This is a genomic window from Rhodococcus sp. SORGH_AS_0301 (assembly GCF_030818285.1).
Taxonomy (GTDB): domain Bacteria; phylum Actinomycetota; class Actinomycetes; order Mycobacteriales; family Mycobacteriaceae; genus Rhodococcoides.
Genome location: NZ_JAUTAC010000002.1, coordinates 2644057 through 2659266, shown reverse-complemented (window position 1 = coordinate 2659266; position 15210 = coordinate 2644057). Strand labels below are relative to the sequence as shown.

General features: G+C 69.0%; 12 protein-coding genes. 5 read left to right on the top strand and 7 right to left on the bottom strand.

Annotated features, from left to right (window positions below):
* Positions 1 to 26: 26 nt before the first annotated feature.
* The gene (locus QE397_RS13040; RefSeq protein ID WP_027504000.1) at positions 27 to 698 is read right to left on the bottom strand and encodes an HAD-IA family hydrolase; all 672 of its coding nucleotides are present in this window, start codon (positions 696 to 698) and stop codon (positions 27 to 29) included.
* A gap of 239 nt (positions 699 to 937) precedes the next feature.
* Here QE397_RS13040 and QE397_RS13035 point away from each other — a divergent pair, with 239 nt between their 5' ends.
* Entirely contained in the window at positions 938 to 1549 is a 612-nt protein-coding gene (locus QE397_RS13035) for a TetR/AcrR family transcriptional regulator (protein ID WP_307095181.1), read from the top strand.
* 1 nt (position 1550) lies between these two features.
* Here QE397_RS13035 and QE397_RS13030 read toward each other — a convergent pair whose 3' ends face one another.
* The 5 genes from QE397_RS13030 to QE397_RS13010 all read right to left on the bottom strand — a co-directional run bounded on the left by QE397_RS13030 (position 1551) and on the right by QE397_RS13010 (position 6115).
* On the bottom strand, positions 1551 to 1769 hold the full coding sequence (locus QE397_RS13030; RefSeq protein WP_027503999.1) for a hypothetical protein: 219 nt from the start codon (positions 1767 to 1769) through the stop codon (positions 1551 to 1553).
* Positions 1770 to 1875: 106 nt separating this feature from the next.
* A complete protein-coding gene (locus tag QE397_RS13025) occupies positions 1876 to 2514 on the bottom strand; it encodes a TetR/AcrR family transcriptional regulator (protein ID WP_051612942.1) in 639 nt (212 codons plus the stop codon).
* Positions 2515 to 2522: 8 nt separating this feature from the next.
* Entirely contained in the window at positions 2523 to 3674 is a 1152-nt protein-coding gene (locus QE397_RS13020) for a diguanylate cyclase (protein ID WP_307095178.1), read from the bottom strand.
* Between the two features lie 81 nt (positions 3675 to 3755).
* Positions 3756 to 4634 carry an SDR family NAD(P)-dependent oxidoreductase gene (locus QE397_RS13015; protein ID WP_261781642.1) on the bottom strand — a complete coding sequence of 293 codons (879 nt, stop codon included), beginning with the start codon at positions 4632 to 4634 and terminating at the stop codon, positions 3756 to 3758.
* Positions 4631 to 6115 carry an NAD(P)/FAD-dependent oxidoreductase gene (locus QE397_RS13010; protein WP_056447261.1) on the bottom strand — a complete coding sequence of 495 codons (1485 nt, stop codon included), beginning with the start codon at positions 6113 to 6115 and terminating at the stop codon, positions 4631 to 4633. Before QE397_RS13010 ends, QE397_RS13015 begins: the two co-directional genes overlap by 4 nt.
* Before the next feature lie 126 nt (positions 6116 to 6241).
* Between QE397_RS13010 and QE397_RS13005 the strand changes: the two genes are divergently transcribed.
* Positions 6242 to 7597 (top strand): NADH:flavin oxidoreductase/NADH oxidase family protein, encoded by a 1356-nt coding sequence (locus QE397_RS13005; protein ID WP_307095175.1) that lies wholly within the window; start codon positions 6242 to 6244, stop codon positions 7595 to 7597.
* Between the two features lie 7 nt (positions 7598 to 7604).
* On the opposite strand, the gene car is transcribed toward QE397_RS13005, so the two are convergent.
* Complete coding sequence (gene car, locus QE397_RS13000) at positions 7605 to 11156, bottom strand: carboxylic acid reductase (RefSeq protein WP_307095173.1); 3552 nt, start codon at positions 11154 to 11156, stop codon at positions 7605 to 7607.
* A 200-nt stretch (positions 11157 to 11356) separates the two neighbouring features.
* On the opposite strand from car, the gene QE397_RS12995 reads away from it, so the two are divergent.
* From QE397_RS12995 to QE397_RS12985, 3 genes are all read left to right on the top strand, one after another.
* Positions 11357 to 12733: an AarF/ABC1/UbiB kinase family protein gene (locus tag QE397_RS12995; protein WP_307095172.1), complete on the top strand. Its 1377-nt coding sequence runs from the start codon at positions 11357 to 11359 to the stop codon at positions 12731 to 12733.
* Positions 12712 to 13281: a TetR/AcrR family transcriptional regulator gene (locus QE397_RS12990; protein ID WP_056447269.1), complete on the top strand. Its 570-nt coding sequence runs from the start codon at positions 12712 to 12714 to the stop codon at positions 13279 to 13281. The genes QE397_RS12995 and QE397_RS12990 overlap by 22 nt, the downstream gene beginning before the upstream one ends.
* Positions 13282 to 13433: 152 nt before the next feature.
* Positions 13434 to 15161, top strand: coding sequence for a cholesterol oxidase substrate-binding domain-containing protein (locus tag QE397_RS12985; protein WP_307095170.1), 1728 nt, complete (start codon positions 13434 to 13436; stop codon positions 15159 to 15161).
* Positions 15162 to 15210 lie beyond the last annotated feature (49 nt).

Genomic DNA, 15210 nt, shown 5'->3' with positions numbered 1-15210 from the left:
CAGGGTGTGGAGTCGACCGGTGAAGGTCACTGTCGAGCCGTCACCAGAGATTCGATGCGAGCGGGGTCGAGGGATTCGACCGTCTCCGATGCCGAGGAGAAGTCGCTGCCGGCCGTGTTCTCGTTCGGGAACGCGACGCAGGTGATGTCGGCTGCGGCTGCGGCGGCCACACCACCGGCGTTGTCCTCGATCGCGACGCAAGCGGAGGGCTGTTCGCCCAGCTTGTCGAGGGCGAAGGCGTAGGACGCGGGGTCGGGCTTGCCCTGCTCGACGTCGTCCGCGTCGACGAGGACGTCGAAGGAGTCGCGAGTGACCTCGGGGGACAGCGCCTCGAGCACGGCGTCGACGTTCTCCTTCGACGTGGTCGTGACGAAGCCGAGCTTGGCGCCCGACTTCTTCGCCGCGGCGATGGTGTCCACGACGCCGGGTCGCGGGCTCACACCGGCCGAGGAGAGGAGGGACCGGAAGATCTCCGACTTGGTCGCGTGCACCGCGGAGGCGTCGACCTCGACGCCCTCGGACGCCGCGAAGTCCTCGATCCGGTTCGCGCCGCCGTTGGAACCGAGCATGGACCGGTAGTCGTCGCGTGACCAGTTCCAGTCGAGCCCGTGCGAGGAGAACGCCTCGTTGAAGGCGCGTCGCTGGAGCTCGGACGTGTCGGCGAGAGTGCTGATGGAGCCGAAGAGGATGGCAGACATCGGTGTCCTTCCGTGGACCGGCCCGACGCTGTGCTGCGCCGAGGCCCGAGGCGACGGATGACCCGTCGCGAATGATGGTGGGGGAGTTCGCGGTCGAAATGCCGTGCACGAAGCTGGTCCAACAGTACAGTAATGAACATTTAGTTCAATAGGTCTGCACCCGAAATTCGCGTAACTTCAACCCTCGAACTTCGATGCCCGAATTTCGAAGCACAGCGACCGAGGAGGTGAGTGACGTGATGAGTGATACCCCGTCGGACGAGAACGGAATCGGAACAGAGCCCGACGCCGTGGCAGAGGACGCCCGCGTCGCTCGCACACGCGCGGACGTCTCGCGCGCCGCGCTCGAGGTGCTGACAGGCGAGGGGTGGGAGGCGGTGACCCACGCGCACGTCGCACGGGTGGCCGGTTACTCCAAGACCACGCTGTACACGCACTGGCCGTCCCGTTCCGACCTGCTCACCATGGCTCTCGAGGCGATCGGCGACATGCCGCATCACGACCTGGTCGGCGACGTCCGCACGGACCTGATCGGTGAGCTGCGGATGCTCCGTGACGCCATCGCCACCCAGCGCCTCGATCGCGTGCTCATGGCCATGGCGCAGTGGGGGGCCACCGTCGCCGAGATCGGCCGGGTGCGCCGCCGCATCGTCGACGACGGCGAGAAGCACACTCGGCAGATGCTCGGTGCGGTGATCCAGGGCCCGGAGCTCGAGGCGGCGGTGTCCATGCTGTCCGGCTCCGTTATCTGCCCGACGCTGATGTACGGGACGCTGCCCGACGATGCCACCATCGAGGCCGCCGTCGACATCCTCCTTCGGGGCATCGAACTTCGGGGCAACGAACGCTGACTCAGCGGCTGCTGTGCACCAGGTCGGCCAGGGACTGCCGCGACTGCGCGGACTCGGCCAGTGCCGCCGTCAGTTCCTCCCATGCGCGCTGGACGCGGAGTTCGTCGTGGGCGAGACGTGCGCGGGCGCGAGCCACGCGCCGGTGCTCGGCGTCGCGGGTGAAGGTCGCGTGTTCCTGCCGTCGGACGAGCAGGAACACGTCGGGATCGGTGGGATACATGCGTGCGTCCTCGAGTCGTGGTCGGTTCGATGTCGGCCGGCCTCCGGCCTTCCCGGTGGTCGGTTCGCACCACTGAAACACCCGAGGGGGGACCGCGTCGACCGAATTACTCGGGCTCGGCCGCACCGACCACCGCGGCGAGGAACCGGGCGGTCCCGTGAACGAGATCGGTTCTGTCCGCTCGGTATCCGTCCATGAGCCAGGTCATGGCGGTGTGGCTGATGCCGCCGACAGCGGCGGTGGCCAACCTGTCGAGGGAACTACCGACGGCAATGTCCGGCGTGTGGCGACCGAGGAGCCCCACCATCAGCTCACCGAATCCGTGCATCGTGTCGAGATACGTGCGGTCCACCCGTGGGCTCACCCCCAGCACCTCGAGCCACACGATCCGTGCGAGCTCACGGTCCTCCACGGCGCGGAAGAAGCCGTCGAGGCCGTGACGCGAGAGCGTCAGCGGGTCCGTCCCGGCGGGCAGGTCGTCGACCGCCGCCGTGGTGGATCGGGTCAGTGTGGCGATGCACTCGCGGTACACCTCGACCAGGAGGTCCTCGAGAGTGGGGAACAGCTCGTAGAAGTAGCGATCGGCGACATGCGCGTCACGACAGATGCCGCGCACCGTCGACGCTCGGAAACCCACCGATCCGAAGGACGCGCGCCCCGCGTCGAGCAGTTGGCGCCGGCGACGAGCCGTGCGCTCCTCGGCGCTCTCCCCGCCGTAGGTACGTGCGGGCGATGGATCGGTCACGCCACCATTCAACCGGTCGACGCGAGACCGCGCGCCGTTCCCCCGTCCACGGCGACGCAGTGCCCACCCGATCGCTTCGCCCGGTACATCGCGGTGTCGCCCCGATCGACGAGTTCGGTGAGTGTGGCCGACAGGCGCCGGCGATCGTGCAGCAGGGTGGTCGTGCTCGCCATCGCGAGCCCGACACTCGCGGTGACCGCCGGCCCCGAGATCGTCTCCGCCACCGCGTCGCGGACGGCGCGGGCGGCCCGCAACGCCGCGAGTGCGTCGTCGTACAGATCGAAGACGAGGAACTCCTCGCCGCCGTGGCGTGTGACCACGGCGGCGGATCCGGCCGCGCGCACCAGGCTCTGTCCGACGCGCACCAGCACCTCGTCGCCGACGTTGTGCCCGAATTCGTCGTTGATCGCCTTGAACTTGTCGAGGTCGAGCACGATCACGGCGGCCACCGGGTGGGCAGCGGCGGCGCGGGTGGTCGTGGAACGCATGTCGTCGGCGAGAAGCATCAGTCGCGACTCGAGCCCCCGGCGGTTGCTGAGGCCGGTGAGCGGATCGGTCAACGACTTGTCCGCGTCGACGCGGATGAGATGGACACCCAGTTCGATCACGATGGGGACCACCACGCCGACGACACTCAGCATGATCGCCTTGGCGGCGGCGATCGCCAGGTCGTACTCGGGGTCGAGCGCGACCTTGACGGCGAGCACCGCGATGGTGAATGCGCACCACACGACGTGCGCGAGTAACACCCGTGGCCCCAGCAGGAAGGTCGCGTAGGTCCCGAGGAGCACCAGCAGACCGGCACCGCTCAAGCCGGCGAGCGAGCTCGAGTCGAGGAAGCAGACCACGGCGATGGCGACATCGGCGTAGGCGAAGAAGACGACCGATTCGCGGAAGGACGGCCAGTGCGCCACGTTCCAGCGCACGGCCCAGCCGATTCCACCCACGATGGTGACGACGACGACGGCTCGATCCGCGAGACCCTGGGCTCCGGACGGCGATCCGAGCGACAGGACAGCGATGGCCGTGACGACGAGGGTGAGGCAGGAGATCAGGCCGCGCATCCATCGCGCGAGGCCGCGCGACTCCACGAAGAGCCGCAACTGCTGCGTGTCACGCTGGGCGGACCAGCATTCCCGGAGCAGGGCGGCGAGCATCATGCATCGGAACGATACCCGTGATAACAGACACTGTCGGTACTAATCACCAGTGTGCGGGTCACAAACGGGGAAATAGCCGAATCAGGGCCGGCGGCGTTCGAGCCGCGCGACGAGCGTCCGGATCGTCCGGTCCTTCTCCAGTACGACATCGGACAGCGGGTTCGCGATCCCGCGCATCGCCGAATAGGCCCGCCACCGTCCCGGAAGCTGGATCCGTGCTGCTCGTCGCTCGATACCGTCCACCGCTCCCGCCGCGAGAGCCTCGGGGGAGATGGGCGTGAGAAGGGGTGCGGGGAAGGCTCGCGCCACCAGAGCGGTCGCGATGTCGTCGGCGCCGAAGGCCACGTCCGCGATGGGGGTCGCGACCCACCCCGGGTACAGGACTCCCGCGGTCGCGCCCGTGTGAGCGAGCTCGGCACGCAGGGCGCGACCGATCTGCTCCACCGCGGCCTTGGTCGCGGCGTACGGAGCGTTCGCCAGGCCGTTGAGATAGGCGTAGGTCGACGACGTGATCAGCACGTGGCCGCGGGCGGCGACGATGTCCGGCAGTGTCGCCCGGATCGTGTTCCACACGCCGTTCAGGTTGACCGAGACGACACGCTCGAAGACCCCGTCGGGAACGGTCGCCACGGTGTACGCGGTGTCGCCGCTCGAGATGCCCGCGTTGGCGTGCACCACGTCGATCCCGCCGAACCGGTCGTGGACAGAGGCGACGGCCGCACGGAGTTCGTCGGGAGACGTCACGTCCACGCGGAGGGCGATCGCCCGGTCGCCCAGGGCACGAGCGACGTCGTCGACGGACGGAGCGACGTCGAGCAGCGCGACCGCGGCGCCGCGGGAGACGAGTTCGCGTGCGACGGCGGATCCGATGCCGCCGCCGGCCCCCGTCACGACGGCCACGCGCCCGTCGAGGCGGAGCCGCGGGGATCTCCGGAACATGCCCGTGGTGCCGGAGGTCATGACGCTGCCACTCTCTCGGTGTCGGTCGACGCGGGCCGCAGGACGTGGTCGTCGTCCCGGAACGAGCCGGCCAGTCTGCGGTAGGTGAAGCTGAAGCCGGGGAACATGGCGATCACGCGTCCGGACGCGGACTTGTACCAGCTCGTGCAGCCACCGTTCTGCCACACCGTGCGTGTCATCTCGTCGTGGATCATCGCGGTGTAGCGCTCCTCGGCGGCGCGGGTGACCTCCACCGTGCGCGACGACGTCCGCCGAGCGTGCTCGATGGCCGACATGATGTACCGCATCTGGGCCTCGATGACGAAGATGGCGCTCGTGTGGCCGATCCCGGTGTTCGGCCCGGTGACGATGAACAGGTTCGGGAAGTCGGGGACGGTCGTGCCCAGATAGGCCCTCGGGTAGTCGGACCACACGTCGCGGAGCGCGCTGCCGTTCCGGCCGATGACCGGGTAGGAGATGACGCCGTCGGTGGCGTCGTATCCGGTGGACCACACGATCACGTCGAGGGGGATCTCGCGCCCCGTCGCGGTGGTGATGCCGGTGGGGGTGACTTCGGCGATGCCGTCGTCACGGTCGTGGAGCGTCGTGTTCGCGGAGCTGATGGCGGGATACAGCGTGTTGGACAGGATGATCCGCTTGCACCCGATCGTGTAGTCCGGTGTCAGCCTGGCCCGGAGATCGGGGTCCGCCACCTGGTTGCGGAGCAGATTCCGTGCGTGACGCTCGGCGAACAGCCAGAGGCCGACCTTCGAGTACTTGAAGCCGATGATCCGGGCCTCGAGCTTCCAGTAGATGGCCGCGCGCAGTGCTCGACGCACGAAGCCCACCCGCAGGGCACGGCGTTCCCAGGGTCGAAACTTCCGATCGGGTCGGGGCATCACCCAGTGCGGGGACCGCTGGAAGACGTGGAGCTCGCCCACCTCGGGCTGAACGGCCGGGATGATCTGCGCCGCGCTCGCACCACTGCCGACGATGGCGACACGCGCGCCGGCGAGGGGGACGTCGTGGTTCCACGCGTTGGTGTGGAACTGGGCGCCCGCGAAACTCTCGCGACCCGGGAAGGGCGGAACGACAGGCGTGCTGAGCGGCCCGGTCGCGTTGACCACGAACTGCGCACGATAGTCACCCGCTGTGGTCGTGACGTGCCAGGAGTCGGCGACCCACTCGATGCGCTTCACCTCGGCGCCGAGCACGGTGAGATCCCCGAGACCGTGCTTGTCCACGACGTGGCGGGTGTAGTCCTCGAGCTCGCTCTGCACCGCGAACATCTGCGACCAGTCGTACGGCTCGGACGCGATCGAGTAGAGCGGGCTCTGCACGTCGACGGCCGCTCCGGGGTAGGAGTTCTGCCGCCAGGTTCCGCCGGCGAACTCGCGTCGTTCCAGGACGACGATGTCGTCGATGCCGCGACGCAGCAGTTCGATGGCGGCGCACTGCCCACCGAACCCGCTGCCGATGATGACGACCGTGACGCTGCGCATCGCGCTCCCGAGTGGTGGGGCGCCCGTTCACGGACACCGCGGCAAGTGATGACAGCTATCATCACACCACATCTGGTGTACTCCGGGGAACGGATCCACCCACCCATTCACCCGACGAGGGGTTCCATGCCTGACGTGTCGCTGTCCGCACCGCTGACGTTGCCCAACGGACAGGTCCTGCCGAACCGGATCATGAAGTCCGCGCTCAGCGAAGCGCTGGGTACCCGTGACAACGCCCCGGACGAGAGACTGTCGCGTCTCTACCGCCGCTGGGGCGATGGTGGCTACGGGCTCCTCGTCACCGGGAACGTCATGGTCGACCACCGGCATCTGGGCGAGCCCGGCAACGTCGCGGTCGCGGACGGACGCGACCTGGACGCCCTCTCCCGCTGGGCGAAGACGGCGCAGGACGGTGGCAGTCCGATCTGGATGCAGATCAACCACCCCGGCCGTCAGGGCAACCCGGTGACGACGGTCGGCGGCACCCTGGCGCCGTCCGCGGTGGGCCTGGACATCCCCGGGATCCCGGCGCCCCGCGCGGCCAGCGGCGCGGAGATCGAGGACATCCTGTCGCGGTTCGCGACGACGGCCGCGGTGGCCGAGGAGGCGGGGTTCGACGGAGTGCAGATCCACGCCGCCCACGGTTATCTCGTCAGCCAGTTCCTCTCGCCCCTGACGAACCTGCGGACCGACGAGTGGGGCGGCGACATCGAGGGCCGCGCGCGTTTCCTGCTCGAGGTGGTGCGACGAGTACGGGCCGCCGTCTCCCCGGGCTTCGCCGTCGGCATCAAACTCAACTCGGCGGACTTCCAGCGCGGCGGTTTCAGCGAGGACGAGTCCCGTGAGGTGGTCTCGATGATCGGTGATCTGCCGGTCGATCTCCTCGAGATCAGCGGCGGCAGCTACGAGTCGCCCGCGATGATGGGCACCGCGGTGTCGGCCGGTACGGCGTCGCGCGAGGCGTACTTCCTCGACTACGCCGTCACGGTGCGCGACCTCGCTCCCCACATCCCGCTCGCCGTGACCGGTGGGTTCCGCACGCGCGACGGAATGTCGGACGCGGTGCGGTCCGGTGCGTGTCAGATGGTGGGACTCGGCCGCCCGACCGCCGTCCTGCCCGGAGCGGCACGGGACGTTCTCGACGGCACCGTCAGCGCACTGCCCAGCCCGTCCATCTCCGTTCCGGTGCCGGCCCGCTTCGCGACCCACCGCTCGGTCCGGTCGCTGGGGGGACTGCTCGATCTGCAGTGGCACACCGATCAGTTGCATCTGATGGGTGCCGGCAAGGATCCGGATCCGGCTCGGCCCGTGGCGAAGACGATGCTGTCGTCGTTGCAGCGCAACGGGATCGACGCTTTCACCGCGGCGCGGCGAGGATCCGCTGGCGGTGCGAGCTCCCCCGTGGGGACGGTGTTCGCGCTCGCACGCCATCGGATCCTCGATCCCGCCGTCCGGCTCGTTCGGTCACGCACCGGACGCTGATCGGCTGTCAGAGCGTCGGGATCAACCCCAGCGCCTCGAGATCACGCACGTACTTCGCGACGAGATCGCGCGACAGGTGCGGGATGTCGTCGATGTCCGCCAGTGCCGACCCCGGTGTCGACGTGTCGCGGACCGCGGCACGGAACACCTCGGCCGGTAGGGGTGACCCGGCGGTCGGCAGGTCCGGCCGCGAGTAGGCGTGCCGCAGCGGCAGCACCGAGGCGGACCGCTGCGCCGACGGCAGGGACTCGAGCGCGTCGGAGAACTCGGCGAACCACGTGTCGTAGTCGGCGATGCGCCGAATCGTCCTGCCGGACTCGATGATCCAGTCGACGACGGTGTCGAGAGAGATGCCGTCGTCGTGCGGATTGAGCACGTCGAAAGTCCGGTGTCCCGACGTCGCGCTGCCACCGAGCTCGGTGATCGCCGCTGCGGTGAAATCGGCGGGGAGTCCGTCGTAGTGTGCGCGCGGCCGCCCTGCATCGTCGACGGGTGCGCCCGTGTCCTGCCGGTAGAACGTCTCCGGGGCGATTCCGGTGGCGATCAGCGACAGCACCGTGCGGGTGAAGATGTCCGGGACGTTGAGCTGACCGGTCCACCGGGGGTGCGCCAGGATCATGTCCGAACGGAAGACGGTCACGGGGAGTCCGAAGGCGTCGGAGGCGTTGCGCAGCACCACTTCACCCGCCCACTTGGAGGTGCCGTATCCGTTGGCGTACGACTCGTCGAGGGCGCGGACCGGACTGATCTCGCGGATGTCGCCGTCCTCGGAGAAGGCCTCGACGCCCGCCGCGACGGCCACGGTGGACAAATAGGTCACCGGCTTGAGGTGATGCGTCAGGGCGAGCCGGGCGATCTCGGCGGTGCCGATCACGTTAGGGCCGAACAACTGCTCGTACGGCAGCGCGTGATTGACGAGCGCCGCGGGATGCACGATGCGGTCGACCCGCTCGGCCAGCGACGCGTACTCCTCGTCGCTCACGCCCAGGTTCGCCTCGCCCACGTCGCCGACGACGACCTCGAGCGCGGTGTCGGCCAGCGTCGTCCACCGCGACCACAGGGCCGGGTCGCCGGTGTCGAACGCGGTGTCGAGACGGGCACGAGCGTCCGCCGCGGTGCGTCCGCGCACGAGGCACACGACGGTGCCGCCGACCGCGGCCTGGCGTTCGAGCCACTCCAGGCACAGGAAGCGCCCGAGGTATCCGTTGGCGCCCGTGAGCAACACGGTCCGGGTGTCGGTGCGCACCGGTCCCACGTCAGCCGCGGACGAGAGGAACTCGTCGCCGAGGACTGCGCTCAGCGTCAGCTGATCGGCACGGGCCTGCGTCGCGTGCGCTCCGTGCACCGAGGCGAAGGTCGCGGCTCCCGTGGCATCCGCGTCGCCGCGTCGCCGCTCGATGTGGGTCGCGATCGCCGCGAGGTCGGACGACGGCGCGATGACGACCGTGACGGGGACGTCCACCTCGAAGATGTCCTGCAGCAGGGTGGCGAACGTCAACGCGGACAACGAGTCACCGCCGAGGTCGGTGAAGTGCGCATCGGGTGAGACCTCCGTGCCGGCGCATCCCAGCAACGCCGCGGCGGCCTCGCCGACGGTCTCCAGGACGGGTGCGTCGGCGCCGCGGCGGCGTAGTTCGCTCATCTTCGCCGTCTGGCCCTCGTCGATCTCGCGGTACCTGTCCTCGAGCGCCTCGCCGTAGCGCGCGGTCAGAGCGGGACGCAGCTGCTTGTTCGCTCCCGAGAGCAGACCGTTCTCCTGCGTGAAGGGCTCCGCGGCCAGGACGATGTCGCGCGGGACCTCGTAGGACTCGAGCTGCTCCTCGCGCGCGAGCGCCTGCAGGGAGTCGAGCACGGTGGCGGTGTCGGCTCCGTCGGCGGGCACGACCACGGCGAGGAGGTAGGACCGCTCGCCGCTGCCGTGCAGATGGATCTGGTCGACGGCGTCGGCGGACGCGTAGATCGACTCCAGGCGCGAGAGGGCGACGAACTCGCCCTGCGCCAGTTTCAGCACGTTCTTGCGGCGATCGACGTACACGAGATGGTCCGGCTCCGTCTCCGCGACCACGTCGCCGGTGCGGTAGAAGCCGTCCGCACTGAACATCTCGGCCGTCACGTCCGGCCGCTTGTAGTAGCCGGGCACGAGGGAATCGGTCTTGAGGAGAAGCTCACCGCGCGGGTAGGGGCGGTCGGTCACCGCGTACCCGAGCTCCGGAACGTCGTCGAGGCGGTACTCGAGCACCGGCGGCCGCTGGACGACGCCGTCGAACAACACCATGCCGGCCTCGGTGGAGCCGTAATTGTTCTGCACCGTCGTGTCCAGGAGTTCGGAGACGAAGTCGATGACCTCGGGGGAGGTCGGCGCGGTACCCACCACTGCGGAGAGGATGCGGCCACCGAGAGTGGTGGATCGCATGTCCTCGAGGACCTCGGCGCGGACGGCGTCCGCGCTCTCGCCGGTGCGGTGCGCCCGGGTCTCGATGCGTCCGAGGGCTGTCTGACGCAGTAGATCGCACACGCGGGGAACCAGCATGGCCACGGTCGGCCGGGCGAGTGCGTAGTCGTCGAGAAGCGTGGACAGATCGCTCGAACTCGCGAAGTACACGATGCCGCCGGCTGCCAGGGTCGTGAACACCGCCGCGCGCCCGGCGAGATGGCTCATGGGCAGGTAGTCCAGCGTGATCGCACCGGGTCGCCCGGCCTCGTCGGACTCCGCGCTCTGGTCGTACCAGTGGGACGTCGACCACAGGCGCGAGACGATGCGCTGGGTGTGGATGGCGCCCTTCGGGGTCCCGGTACTGCCGGAGGTGTAGATCAACGTGGCGATCCGGTCGGGATCGACGGCCTCGGGGCCGGCGAGCCGGGGGAGAGTGCGACCGCGTGCGATCGCCTCCCGCAGCGTCTCGATCGCGAGCACCGTGCCCGGTGCGGATCGTCGAGCCTCGGCGAGGCGGTCCTCGTCGTCGTCCACACGGTCGTCGTGGTCGAGGACGACGATGCGGCGGATGCTCGGGCACGCGGCGGCCACAGCCGTGGCGGTGGACAACTGTTCGTTGTCGACGACGAGTGCGACAGGCTCGACCTCGGCGGCGATGTCGGCGAGGCGTCCGGGAGCCGCGCCAGACTGGAGGGGAACGGCAACGGCACCGGTCCGGACCGTCGCCAGTTCGGCGACGACGTAGTCGGCACCGGCGAATCCCAGGGTCGCGACGAAGGTGTCCGGAGTGGCGACGTCGCCGAGTGCGGTCGCGAGATCGAGGGCATCGGACCACAGCGATCCATAGGTGATGGTGTCCATGCGCTGCTGGAGCCGACGCACCCGGCGACCGTCGTCCGCGGGCTCGATGTCGTACGCCCGGCGACCCAGCGCGGGCCGGTCTGCGTAGCGGTCCATGACCACCTCGACCATGGCGTGCAGATCGGGCGTCAGGTCCGCCACCTGTGCCGACACCGCGGGATCGGCGGCCGCGGCGCGCACCTCGGCATCGGTGTCGAGCAGGTGTGCCGCGCGGGCGGCGGCAGCGTCGGTCCGTGTGTCTCCTGATGTGATAGTGCTGGTCATGCTGTGTTTCCCCCTCTGATCGACGTCGCGCGGTCCCCGTCGCGCGGTATATCGTTACTCGAAGTAAGAGTAAGCCCTCGCGGACCTACGGAAACGTGATGTGCGACATAGCGTGCCCGAGATGTCCGGTGCGCCAGAAACTTCCGGGTCTGCGGTGCCGCGATCGATCGAGCGCAGGCACGGTGCGGGATACTGGGGAAGTGCCGGAGAAGATGCCGACGTCCAGGGTGGCCCGGGGCGCCGAGGTGGGTCGCCTCGTCGCGGGTCGCACGGCGCGTAACGCCACCATGCGAGTACGCATGGCGGGTCGCACCGAGGAACTGCGTGCCGCCCTCACGGCGAAGGAGGCGGTCCGCTCGGCCGAACGGCTGGTGACCGTCCTGGGCGGTCTCCGCGGAGCGGCGATGAAGCTGGGCCAGATGCTGTCGATGCTGGACCTGTCGTTCGTCCCCGACGAGCACCGCGACGAGTTCCACCGCAAGCTCGCCGAGTTGCAGAGCCGCGCACCCGCCGTCTCGTTCGACGACGTGCGCACTGTGATCGAGGCGGATCTGGGCGAGTCGATCGAGTCGCTCTACGCCGAGTTCGACGAGAGCCCGTTCGCCGCCGCGTCGATCGGTCAGGTGCATCGTGCCCGCTTGCACGACGGCCGGGAGGTGGCCGTCAAGGTGAAGTACCCCGGTATCGACGACGCGGTGCGGGCCGACCTGAAGAATCTGTCGTTCTACGTCAAGCTGTTGCCGGCGTCGATCCCGATGCTGTCTTCCCGTGCCGTCGTCGACGAGTTGCGCCGAAACCTCGAGGCGGAACTCGACTACCCGGCGGAGGAGCGGACGCAGCGCCGCGTCGCGGCACTGTATCGGGAGCACCCGCACTTCTTCATCCCGGACACCGTGCCGGAGCGGTGCGGCGCGGCGGTCCTGACGACCGAGTTCGTCGACGCGGTGCCGTTCGACAAGATCCGTGCGATGTCGGCGGAGGTGCGAGACCGGGTGGGTGAGACGGTGTTCCGCTTCTACATCGGGTCTCTGCACACGCTCGGCGAGTTCTGCGGTGACCCCCATCCGGGCAATGTCCTGCTGGCTCGGGACGGGCGCGTCACCTTCGTCGACTTCGGTCTGTACCTGCGGATGAGTCCGGCGGACGTCCGTTTCGAGAGAGAGTGCCTGCGAGCGGCGATCGAGGGTCGCGGAGACGATCTGCTCATCGCCATGTCCGCGCGGGGGATTCTCGACCCCGGCGCCGCCGTGACGGCGAGCGATTGTCTCGACTACGTCTGCGCAGCAGCGGAACTCAGTCTGAACGACGGGTCGGTCACCGTGACGCCAGAGATGGCGGGGGCGTGTTTCGTCCTCGCCGTCGACCCGCGATCGGGCAGTTTCGGCACCATGACCAAGCAGTGGTTGCCGCCCGAGCACGTCTTCTCCCGTCGCGCGGACTTCCTGACGTTCGGCATCCTCGGGCAACTTCGTGCCACCGCGAACTGGGGGCGGATCGCGCGCGAGTGGTTGTACGACGAACCGCCGAGCACCGCCATGGGTGTGGACATCGCCGCATGGCAGCCACCGCCCGCGTGAGGGAACGCATCCTCGCGGCGGCGGTGCGACGCCTCGAGCTCGGTGGTTTCGACGGCGTGACCATCAGTTCCGTGGCCGACGAGGCCGGTGTCTCCCGCCCGACGGTGTACGCGCACTTCGGTACCCGCGACGCCCTGGTGTCGGACGCGTTGCAGGACGTGAGTTCGCGTGTCATCGGGTCCGTCGTGTCCGCGGTCGGCGAGCGGGAGTCGGTGTCCGAGTTCGTCGTCGAGGCCATGGTCGCCGCGCGTGCGGCGTTCCGGTCGTCGCCGGCGTTGGCGCCGCTGGTGCATCCCGGCCGTGGAACGGTGATCTACGACGGATCCGCCTTCGGGATCGACGCGCTGAGCCTGACCCGATCTTTCCTCACGCCTCTGGTGGGAGCGCCCGCCGAGGCCGGCGGCGACCTCGACGAGGTCGCCGACCTCTGCATCCGCATGTTCCTGTCCGTGGTGCAGTTCGACAGCGAGGCGACCCGTTCCGACGACGCGCTCCGGGGCTATCTGCGCCGCCGCCTCGTGCCGGTCCTCGACCTGCCCGGCGCGTGACCCACCCGGCCGAGACCCTCCCGGACTTGACAATCTTTACGGGTATGTCAAAGGTGTAAACCCTCCGGGGGGACAAGCAGATCCGGACTGCCCAGCAGTGCGCTCACGAGGCGTGGGGCTCACATCATCCGCATCTCGCGCATCGGGGACTCATGCCATCGTTCGACCGTCGATCCTTCCTGTCCGCATCCGCCGCCTCGGCCGTGGCCGCCACGCTCGCGGGAGTGCTTCGACCTGCTCTCGTGAACGCCGTTCCGGCGGGGACCGACGGTTCCGGGCCGGTTCCACCCGACTTCCCGCCGGGAATCCCGCTGTTCCGGCAGCGGTACCAGAATTGGTCGAAGGAGATCGTGGTCGACGCGGTGTGGACGTGTTCGCCGCGATCCGCCGACGACGTGGTGACGCTCGCGAACTGGGCTCACGCCTCCGGTCACCGGCTGCGGCCGCGCGGCGCGATGCACGGGTGGACCCCGTTCACCATCGAGAACGGCGAGAACCTGGACCGGGTCGTGCTCGTGGACACCATGACCGCGCTGACCGGTGTCACCGTGGACACCGCGTCGTCCACCGTCACCGCCGGTGCCGGCGCGACTCTGTCCGACGTCCTCCAGGCGCTGGAGGACCGCGGTCTCGGATGGTCGAGTGTGCCCGCGCCGGGGGTTCTGTCCATCGCGGGCGCTCTGGCTGTCGGGGCGCACGGCGCCGTGGTACGCGCAGTGGGAGAACAGGTTCCGATCGGTTCGTCGTCGGGATCCTTGAGCAATCTGATGACCTCGATGACGGTGGTCGCGTGGAACGGGACCGGGTACGCACTGCGGACCGTCGCCCGGTCGGAGGCCGACGCGCCGGATCTCGCGGTCCATCTCGGCCGAGCGTTCGTCACCGAGGTGACGATGCAGGCGCATCCGGCGACTCCTCTGCGATGCGAGAGCATCACCGACATCGGCTGGGCGGAGTTGTTCGGAGCGCCGGGGGCACCGGGGCGTACGTACGTCGATTTCCTGGACCGGTCCGGCCGCGCGGAGGCGATCTGGTACCCGTTCACCGACACTCCGTGGCTCAAGGTGTGGACGCCGACTCCCGTGCGACCGCCGTCCTCCCGCGAGGTCGACGGACCGTACAACTACACGTTCTCCGACACCCTCCCGGAAGCGGTGTCCGACGCGATCGGTGCTGTCGTGTCCGGGCGGACGGAACTGACGCCCGCGTTGGGTCAGGTGTTCCTCGCGACGACGGTGGCGGGGCTCGCGGCCACGGGGTCGTCGGACATCTGGGGAGCGCCGAAGAACACGCAGTTCTACATCCGTCCGAGCACACTGCTCCTGACGGAGGGCGGCGGTGCGGTGATCACGGCTCGCGCGAACGTGGCTGCGGTCCTGCACGACTTCACCCGCTGGTTCCGAGAGCGCACCGAGCACTACGCGTCCCTGGGGCAGTTCCCGATCAACGGCCCAGTCGAGATCCGGTGCTGTGGTCTCGACCAGGGCTCGGACGTCCTCGTCGACTCGGCCGGCCCGCCGACGATCTCGGCCATGCGTCCGGTACCCGATCGTCCCGAGTGGGACACGGCGGTGTGGCTCAACGTGCTGGGCATTCCGGGAACGCCCGGGATGTTCGCGTTCTATCGCGAGATGGAGCAGTGGATGCGAGAACGTTTCGACGGTGCCGATGCGGTGTTCCGGCCGGAGTGGTCCAAGGGGTGGGCGTTCGACGAGGACCGCCCCTACCGAGACGTGCAGGCGCTCACGGCCACCATCCCCGACTCGTTCCGCGACGGGTACTCGGGCGAGCGGGACTGGGACTCCGTCGTCGGCACCGTCGACCGACTGGACCCGCACCGCGTGTTCGGCAATGCCTTCCTCGACCGATTCGTCCGGTGACGTGGTGATGCGGGCCACAGGAGCGGCGAGAACGTTGACGTGGGTAAGG

Excerpts from the sequence above, each read along its gene's own strand:
- QE397_RS12985 (WP_307095170.1), top strand. The coding sequence starts at position 13,434 with ATGCCATCGTTCGACCGTCGATCCTTCCTGTCCGCATCCGCCGCCTCG.
- car (WP_307095173.1), bottom strand. The coding sequence starts at position 11,156 with ATGACCAGCACTATCACATCAGGAGACACACGGACCGACGCTGCCGCC.
- QE397_RS13040 (WP_027504000.1), bottom strand. The coding sequence starts at position 698 with ATGTCTGCCATCCTCTTCGGCTCCATCAGCACTCTCGCCGACACGTCC.
- QE397_RS13035 (WP_307095181.1), top strand. The coding sequence starts at position 938 with ATGAGTGATACCCCGTCGGACGAGAACGGAATCGGAACAGAGCCCGAC.
- QE397_RS13020 (WP_307095178.1), bottom strand. The coding sequence starts at position 3,674 with ATGATGCTCGCCGCCCTGCTCCGGGAATGCTGGTCCGCCCAGCGTGAC.
- QE397_RS13030 (WP_027503999.1), bottom strand. The coding sequence starts at position 1,769 with ATGTATCCCACCGATCCCGACGTGTTCCTGCTCGTCCGACGGCAGGAA.
- QE397_RS12990 (WP_056447269.1), top strand. The coding sequence starts at position 12,712 with ATGGCAGCCACCGCCCGCGTGAGGGAACGCATCCTCGCGGCGGCGGTG.
- QE397_RS13015 (WP_261781642.1), bottom strand. The coding sequence starts at position 4,634 with ATGACCTCCGGCACCACGGGCATGTTCCGGAGATCCCCGCGGCTCCGC.
- QE397_RS13010 (WP_056447261.1), bottom strand. The coding sequence starts at position 6,115 with ATGCGCAGCGTCACGGTCGTCATCATCGGCAGCGGGTTCGGTGGGCAG.
- QE397_RS13005 (WP_307095175.1), top strand. The coding sequence starts at position 6,242 with ATGCCTGACGTGTCGCTGTCCGCACCGCTGACGTTGCCCAACGGACAG.